The organism is Halanaerobiales bacterium (assembly GCA_035270125.1).
GTDB lineage: Bacteria > Bacillota > Halanaerobiia > Halanaerobiales > DATFIM01 > DATFIM01.
In genome coordinates this window covers 1-7,876 of record DATFIM010000193.1, presented here as the reverse complement: position 1 = coordinate 7,876, position 7,876 = coordinate 1, and the positions used below count along the sequence as shown (strand labels likewise).

8 protein-coding genes are annotated in these 7,876 nt (G+C 32.5%); all 8 read right to left on the bottom strand.

The window, feature by feature from the left end; all coding sequences use genetic code 11:
* Positions 1-73: 73 nt before the first annotated feature.
* A complete protein-coding gene (locus VJ881_09825) occupies positions 74-607 on the bottom strand; it encodes a nicotinamidase (protein ID HKL76351.1) in 534 nt (177 codons plus the stop codon).
* 16 nt (positions 608-623) lie between these two features.
* Positions 624-1,586 (bottom strand): D-2-hydroxyacid dehydrogenase, encoded by a 963-nt coding sequence (locus VJ881_09820; protein ID HKL76350.1) that lies wholly within the window; start codon positions 1,584-1,586, stop codon positions 624-626.
* Between the two features lie 89 nt (positions 1,587-1,675).
* Positions 1,676-3,316 carry an alkaline phosphatase family protein gene (locus tag VJ881_09815; GenBank protein ID HKL76349.1) on the bottom strand — a complete coding sequence of 547 codons (1,641 nt, stop codon included), beginning with the start codon at positions 3,314-3,316 and terminating at the stop codon, positions 1,676-1,678.
* 21 nt (positions 3,317-3,337) lie between these two features.
* The gene (locus tag VJ881_09810; protein HKL76348.1) at positions 3,338-3,946 is read right to left on the bottom strand and encodes a glycerol-3-phosphate acyltransferase; all 609 of its coding nucleotides are present in this window, start codon (positions 3,944-3,946) and stop codon (positions 3,338-3,340) included.
* 53 nt (positions 3,947-3,999) lie between these two features.
* On the bottom strand, positions 4,000-5,328 hold the full coding sequence (locus tag VJ881_09805; GenBank protein HKL76347.1) for an alkaline phosphatase family protein: 1,329 nt from the start codon (positions 5,326-5,328) through the stop codon (positions 4,000-4,002).
* Positions 5,329-5,439: 111 nt separating this feature from the next.
* Positions 5,440-6,081, bottom strand: a complete 642-nt coding sequence (locus tag VJ881_09800; GenBank protein ID HKL76346.1) for an MBL fold metallo-hydrolase — start codon at positions 6,079-6,081, stop codon at positions 5,440-5,442.
* A gap of 59 nt (positions 6,082-6,140) precedes the next feature.
* On the bottom strand, positions 6,141-7,340 hold the full coding sequence (locus tag VJ881_09795) for a DUF5723 family protein (protein ID HKL76345.1): 1,200 nt from the start codon (positions 7,338-7,340) through the stop codon (positions 6,141-6,143).
* A gap of 18 nt (positions 7,341-7,358) precedes the next feature.
* On the bottom strand, positions 7,359-7,876 hold a 518-nt coding region (locus VJ881_09790; GenBank protein ID HKL76344.1), incomplete at its 5' end, for a hypothetical protein.

The following is a 7,876-nucleotide window of genomic DNA, read 5'->3' as shown; positions in this document are numbered from 1 at the left end:
CAATCATCTTATTTAACTTTCGGCGGACTAACATTTTCTCTACCATCTCAATCTTCCTTTCTTAAAAGATTAATCACACCTCTTCAGCAGAAACAAACTGGACTCCTGCCTCTTTCATCTCTTCTATAGCAGCTTCTACATCATCTTCATCAATTCCGGCCACAGCCTCTTTTACAATATAAACATCAAAACCTTTTTTTGCAGCATCTAACGCAGTTTCTTTTACACAATACTCTGTTGCCAGACCACTGATATAGATTTCGGTCACATCTTTTTTATTAAAATAATCAGCTAAATCAAGGTTAGTAGCTTCAAAGACAGAATAACCGTCATCTCTATCTTTTGTACCTTTTAGAAAAACTCTATCTATTTTCTCTATATTTAAATCAGGATGAAATTCAGCACCTTCACTATTTTTTAAGCAGTGTTTAGGCCAGTTATCAAAATGAACACTTCCTTCGGGATGCCAGTCTTTAGAAGCAAGTACCAGCTCAAAATCAGCCATCAACTCATTAATTACAGGTACAACTCTATCTCCTTTGGGAACAGCTAAAGCACCACCTGGACAGAAATCATTTTGAACATCAACTACAAGTAAAACTCTCATCAGATAACCCTCCTTATTAGTAACCTAAATTATAATCAATTATATTTATCATTTCTTCTTTTTTACCTTTTACAAACTTCTCTAAATTCTCTTCCACTATCTTTATAGCTTTTTTATTATAGCCAGGAAAAGCACCACCAACATGAGGTGTAATCAATACATTATCCAGCTCATATAAAGGTGAATCCTGAGGTAGTGGTTCTTTAGCAAAAACATCAAGTCCTGCCCCCGCTATTTTTCCCTCTCTTAAAGCTTCAATCATAGCCGGTTCATCTACAACTTCCCCCCGGGCCATATTTATAAAATAAGCACTTTCTTTCATAGCTGCAAACTCTTTTTCACCAATCATACCTTCAGTTTCAGGAGTCAAAGGTACAATCACCACTACATAATCAGTCAACTCCAGAGCTTTATTTAACTCATCCTGACCATAAAGCTTATCAACATGGTCAAAATCACCTTCTCCACTCCGGTTAACTCCTAAAACATTCATCTCAAAAACTTTTGCCTTTCTCGCTATTTCACTGCCTATACTGCCTAATCCTACAACTGCCAGAGTTTTACCTGCCAACTGATCAACTTTTAATCTATTCCAGTCCTTATTGTTTTTCTGTTCATGAAAATCACAAAATCTCCGGCTAAAATTGATCATAAAACCAAGACTGTGTTCTGCAATAACATTACTGTGAACTCCACTCATATTAGTTAAAATAATATCTTTTTCTTTTAAAACTTTTTTAAAATCATCTTCCATAAATTTATCAACACCGGCTGTCCAGGTCTGTATCCATTTTAGGTTTTCAGCTCTTTCAATATCTTCCCTTTCTATACCGCGAAAATCAAACAAAAGGTCACTATCCACTATTTCCTTTTTAGTCTTATCTTCACTATCACTTACTACAAATTCTGCTTCAGGTGCCAGCTGCTTAAGTCGATTAACATATTCTTCACTTATATCAAAATCAAAAAGTATTTTCATTAATTTTCACTCCTCAGTATCTATTCTAAAGAAAAAGGGATACTCCATAAAAAGAGATCCCTTTTAGTAGTTATTATATTTGTTTTAGCTTAAGAAACATAACCTAGACCTTTTAGTCTTTCTCTCATTTCTTCATCATCGTCATCATTACCATCTTTTTTGATATTTAAATCAAGTTCATCTTTAGATGTCATTTCAAGTTTCTGTTCCATTTTATATTCATGTTTAAAGGCAGTAGCTATAACATCTCCATCCATACTATCAAGAACCGGTAAACCTAAGTCATAAAGAATGGTTGGGGCCAGATCAATAATTCCAGCATCAACATCATTATTTTCCTGAACATGAGGTCCAGCTGCAAAGAAAAGTCCATCCATCCGGTGGTGACCGGTCTGAAAACGTGATTTATTTACAGTTTTGTGAGTCAAAAACTCATAGGCACCTTTACCTATAATTTCCATGTCATCAGGTAAAAAGATTATATCAGGAGCAAGATGAGCCTTATCTCCATGATAATATTTATCTCCTTCATAAACCTGAGATGTAATTTTCTTACCTGTAAAAGGATTTTCTAAATTCCTTAATTTTTCTATAATTTCCTGTCTTACTTCAGGTACATCCTCAGGCTCAACACATCCTCTGGGCTCTCTTCCCTTAACATTTAAATAAATATGCCCAATTTCACTGTGAGAATAGGCCACTGTATTTTCCCAGTCTACATTCTGACTGGAAAGAAAGAGCCATTCAAATAAAGGATTGCTGGCTACATCAAGTACATTATTTATAAAATTAATTTTATTTGCTACCGGATAAAGATATTCACCAATAGGATAAAGCGATTCTTTATTTACACCTCTATTAAAGAAAAACTTTTTAAACTTTGTAGCAGGGTTATCTCTAAATTTGATATAACCTTCTCTTAAAAGCCAGGTATCTATATGGAAATCATATCGTAGTGGTCCAAATCCATGATCTGACATAATAAGCAGGGTATCATCTTCATTTAGTTTTTCGCTAATTTTACCAATAGCTTCATCTGCTTTTTTGTAGATATCAAAAACTGGATCCCATTCATGATTTTCATCTTCATGATAATTCCACATAAAATGCTGGACCTGATCAGTTTCCATAAAATGAACCATCATCATATCCCATTCTTTAGTATCCATAAAATGAGTGGCAACATTTACTTTATCATCAATATCATCATGCATTTCCTCCACCCATTCTTTAGGGTCATAACCTCTTGTCCACTCTTTTGGGGAAAACTTATAATCAGGAGCAATCTCCCTTACTTCATCAATTATATCTTTAGGATAACTCTGATTTTTAGCTTCTTTAGGAGTCAAAAGACCAGGAACTAAAAATCCATTTATTTTTTCTGGAGGATAGGTAACTGGAACTCCTATTATTCCTACCTTTTTATCCTGTTTACTTAATATCTGCCATAATGTAGGTTCAGCAATATCATTATAGGTTACCGGTGAAGCTCTGTACTCACCTTCTTTTCTTTTGAACCAGTTAAATGCTCCATGTTTACCTGGATTAGTACCTGTCTGAAAAGTTGACCAGGCTGCTCCAGTGATTGGAGGAATAGTACTCCTTAATTTACCTGAACTACCAGCTTTTTTTATTTTTTCTAAATTAGGAAGTTTACCTTCTTTAATCCATTTATTTACCAGTGAAAAGTCTCCACCATCTATGCCAATTACAAATGTTCTTCCTGACAATTTCTACATCTCCTTTCTTAGTTAAAATTCGTTAAATTCACTAAATTCATCTTCAACTACTGGATCCTGCAATTTGTGTCTAACCTGCCAGGCTCTATAAAAAGCCAGACCCATTAAAATTACTGTATATAGTAAAAGAAACCAATTTCTTATAAAAAATAAATTGGAAAAAATCAATAAAGGATAAAGTGAAAAAGGAATTCTAATCCTTTCTCCATAGTTTCTTTTTAAATAGAGAGACATTGATACTGAAACTACAAGGGTAAAAAAGATTAAACTAAAATGGAGAACACAAAATACGCCAATAGAAGCTGCCAATCCTCTTCCTCCTTTAAAATTATAAAAGATTGGCCAATCGTGACCAACAACTACTGAAATCCCGGTCAAAAGGAAAATTAAAGGTTCATCATAAAAATATAATCTGGCAACAATAGTCGGTATCATTCCTTTAAACAAATCCATAAAAGCTACTGCTACTCCCCATTTTTTTCCAATAAGTTTGTAGACATTAGTTGCACCTGGATTCTGGGTTCCTTTAGCAGTTAGATCAACATTTTTAACACTCCCTAGTATCCTTGCCGGGGAGATTGATCCAAAAATATAGCTGGCCACAATTAAGATTATCTCCATTTTCCCACCACCACTATTTAATATTTAGGTTAATAATTGTTGAGAAATTAATATTAATTTTCAAGAAAATATTTTAAAATAAGTGGGTTTACATCTCTTATTTCCTCTATATCTGTTATATCCAAACCATAATCATTATTTTTTAGATAAATAAAAGCATCATCAAAGGTGTGCATCCCCTGGATAAAACCTTCTTCTATAAAATTAGCAGGAGCTGCTTTACCTTTAAGGTCATATCCTCTATGAGGAACAGCTATTAAATCAGCCGCCTGTTCCAGATAGGGTCCATTATATATTTCTTCTCTAAAAAACACATCTTTAATTATCTTTTTACCAGTTTCATTGTCCTTTAATTCTAATAATTCTTCTTTAATTTTTTCTCTAAGTTTAAAATATTCACTGGCTGCAACAGTACCCATCTCTTCTCTACCCTTTCGGTTTATATAAATTCGTCCTGGTAATAAACTATAAGCTTTAGATTCAGAAGACATGTTTTCTAAGTTTTCTACATTATCCTTAGCTTTATTATATTTCAAATATCCCTTTTCTTCAAGCCAATAATTTAATTGTACCTCTTTTTTTATTTTAGAAAAACCATGATCAGAAAGAATAATCAGTTGAGTATCATCATCCAGTTTTTTAAGCAGTTTTCCTATATAATCATCAATCTTTTTATAAAATTCGTAAAATTCATTAACAAAATCAGGGTTTTCATCAACCATATCCGCCCAGTAAAAATGGTTTATACGATCAGTTTCCATTATATGACACTGAAAATAATTCCATTTCTTTTCTTCCAAAAATTTAAACATAGTTTTAAACCTGCGGTCCAGGGCATAATTTAAATCTCCAATAAATTTCTTTTTTGAATCCCGGGCCACCCAGGTATCTGCATCTATTACATAATCCATATCTTCCAGCTCCTGAGCTGTTTCTTCAGGAAAAGTTGCTTTAGAAAGATCAGTAGCTAAAAAACCCGAAACTAAAGTTCCCTTTATTTTCCTGGGGGGATAAGTGACCGGGACATTGAGAACTACACTCCTCATGTTTTCCTCTCCCAATCTATCCCAGATAGTTGGAGCTTTAAGGTGTTTTGCTGTTGGTATATATAATTTAAAAGGATCAGCTTTTCTATCTATAAATCCAAAAATATTGTGACCTGAGGCATCCTCTCCAGTCATAAATGTTGACCAGGCTACTGAAGAAATAGTAGGTAAGACTGAATTCATTCTTTTGAAACTACCTTTATTTAAAAGAGATTTAAATACAGGCATCTTACCTTCTTTTATCATTCTCTTCATAAAAGTAAAAGGAACACCATCAAGGCCTAAAACAACCATTTTCTTTTTGTTTTTAGAAAATATATTATTAAAAAGTCCCATAATAAACCTCCTGTATTAATATTCGTTATCAATACCTAAAATCCTTTTTTATAATTATCATTATATAGAAAAACCTGCCCTCTCAGGCAGGTCAAAATTACATCTGTTATTTTATTTATGAACATAATTTACAACTATTACTTTTTTACCTTCTGGAACATCATCTAAATCAACTTCAGCTCCATCTTTTATTTCAATAGCATCATGATCAAATTTATGAATAAAATCTTCAACACCGGTTATTGGGAAATCTAAAATATCTGTTTTATAATGCATAGGTACTATATATTTAGGATCTATTTTTTGGGCTATTTCAAAAGCTTCATCGGCATTTATTGTATAATATCCTCCAACCGGGATTAATAAAATATCTATATCTTCTAATTGAGAAAACTCATCTTCTGTAAGAGGATGACCAAGGTCACCTATATGACAGAGCTTTTTATCAGAAAACTGCATGGTAAAGATTAAATTTTCTCCTCTATCCTCACCTTCATCTTTATCATGGAATGTTTTAATCCCTTTTATCTCGATATTATCATCCTGATAACCATCTTTAGATTTTACTACTTCAAAATCACCTTCCAAACGTTCAACTGCATTGTGGTCAAAATGATCGTGACTGACTGTGACAATATCGGGCCGGTCATCTACTTTTGAATAAGGTAAACTATCATCATATGGATCTGTAATTATTTTTTTACCATCTTCTTCGATTAAAAAGCAGGAATGTCCCCACCACTTCAATTTCATCTTATCAGCCTCCTCAGATTTAAGTTTCTTAATTTATTATATCATACTGGAGGTAAATGTTAAAATGCTAAACTGACTGATAGACCGGCTTCCACTCCTTTTGCATTCTGGAAAAATGATTTAAGATCTGAAAAACCTAAGTCTAGATGAACAGGACCAAGATGTAGTCCCATTCCTCCTGATAAAGCTAAGCTATTCTGTAATGTTGAATAATTGGCTCCCAGTCTTAATGGAAGCATTTTTACCGGTTTATACTCTACAGCTCCTGCTAGAGTATGATCTGTTGTTCCAATATCATAACTGGTAATTGTATAATCAGCAAAAAGATCAATGTTTTCTCTAAAATCATATCTTCCACCAATTTTAAACTTTCTAGGAAGTTTGTACACCAAATCTTTTTCCATTGGTTCATCTTCTATTTCTTCAGTAGTAACTTCTGTCCCTTCCTGAACTAATTTCATTTCACTATATCTTGAGTCTTTTCCTTTTAAAGAACCTATATTCAAAATACTTGTTCCTACTGTAATTCTGTCATCAATATCAAATGAGGCTCCCAAATCAAAAGCAATTCCTGTAGCTTTTTCGGCATATTCCATTCGAATCTTTCCTTCAGAAGAAGTATTATTATAATCTATAGTAGCTTCCCCTTCTCCTTTAACTTTAAAAATAGCACCATATAAATAGTGAAAACTACCACCAATTTTAAAATTATTTATATTCATTTCTCTAGCTGCTTTTTCTATTGGATAGGAAAAATTAACTCCTGTATCAGCATAAATTCCTGCACTTAAATCAGTACCATCTAGTTTATATGTCTTCCCTATCTCATTGCCTTTTAAAATTAATTCAATTATATCTGAAGAAATAGATCCCTGAATATTTTCTTTTACCCCACCAGATACTCCAACAGGACCAACTAATATTTTCATATCCTGAATTCCATCAGTACTAAGAACTAAACCATCACTCTCTATATTATTTAAAATCTTATCTTTGTCACTTTCCTCTAAGTATTTATTAAAATACTTACTATTTATTCCATTATTCCAGAAGGAAAGCTGGCCATTTAATTCAAAAATAAATCTTTCATTTCTTTCATTAACAAAGGCTGGATTGGATAAAATAGCTGCTGAACCACTTAAAGTTGTAAATTCATGGCCTAATGCAATTGTTTGACCTGAATTAGCAGAACTTATGCCAGAAACAACTAGAATCATGATAATACTTAATAATATAGAAATTTTTAATTTATTATTCATTAATAGTCACCTTCCTTCCTATTGATTAACCTTAACAGTTATTCCAAGATGAGCTTTAGTATCTATATTTTGATCATCTGAAAATGAATATGTTTTTTCTCCAGCAATAAATTCATCACTATCAACATCACCTAACTTAAATTTAAATCCAATAAAAATATTTTGCCTGGATTTAACTGCATCTTCTATTTTAGTTAGCAATCCTTCTTCTCCATTATTATCACCCAAAATAAATTTATTTTCCGAACTTATAGCTTCTCCATCTGATCCATTTATCTCTATTACAGAAGAACTATTTACTTTATTGGAAGAAGTATATAATTCGTTTTTTGTAATTGTATCATTATTTGTAGTTGCCAAATAAATATCAGCTTTAATACCTACAGGTAAACTATTTATTACCTCGGTTTTTAAATAACTGTTATCTGATAATATATAGTTATTAATTGTATCAATCTGATCCTGTGTGATTTCAATCTGTCTTCCTTCCATTTCATATACGAGATTACTACCTTCTACAACAAAAGGCATTTCAT

Coding starts and splice junctions, on each gene's coding strand:
- VJ881_09805 (HKL76347.1), bottom strand. CDS start 5,328: ATGGGACTTTTTAATAATATATTTTCTAAAAACAAAAAGAAAATGGTT.
- VJ881_09800 (HKL76346.1), bottom strand. CDS start 6,081: ATGAAATTGAAGTGGTGGGGACATTCCTGCTTTTTAATCGAAGAAGAT.
- VJ881_09810 (HKL76348.1), bottom strand. CDS start 3,946: ATGGAGATAATCTTAATTGTGGCCAGCTATATTTTTGGATCAATCTCC.
- VJ881_09825 (HKL76351.1), bottom strand. CDS start 607: ATGAGAGTTTTACTTGTAGTTGATGTTCAAAATGATTTCTGTCCAGGT.
- VJ881_09820 (HKL76350.1), bottom strand. CDS start 1,586: ATGAAAATACTTTTTGATTTTGATATAAGTGAAGAATATGTTAATCGA.
- VJ881_09795 (HKL76345.1), bottom strand. CDS start 7,340: ATGAATAATAAATTAAAAATTTCTATATTATTAAGTATTATCATGATT.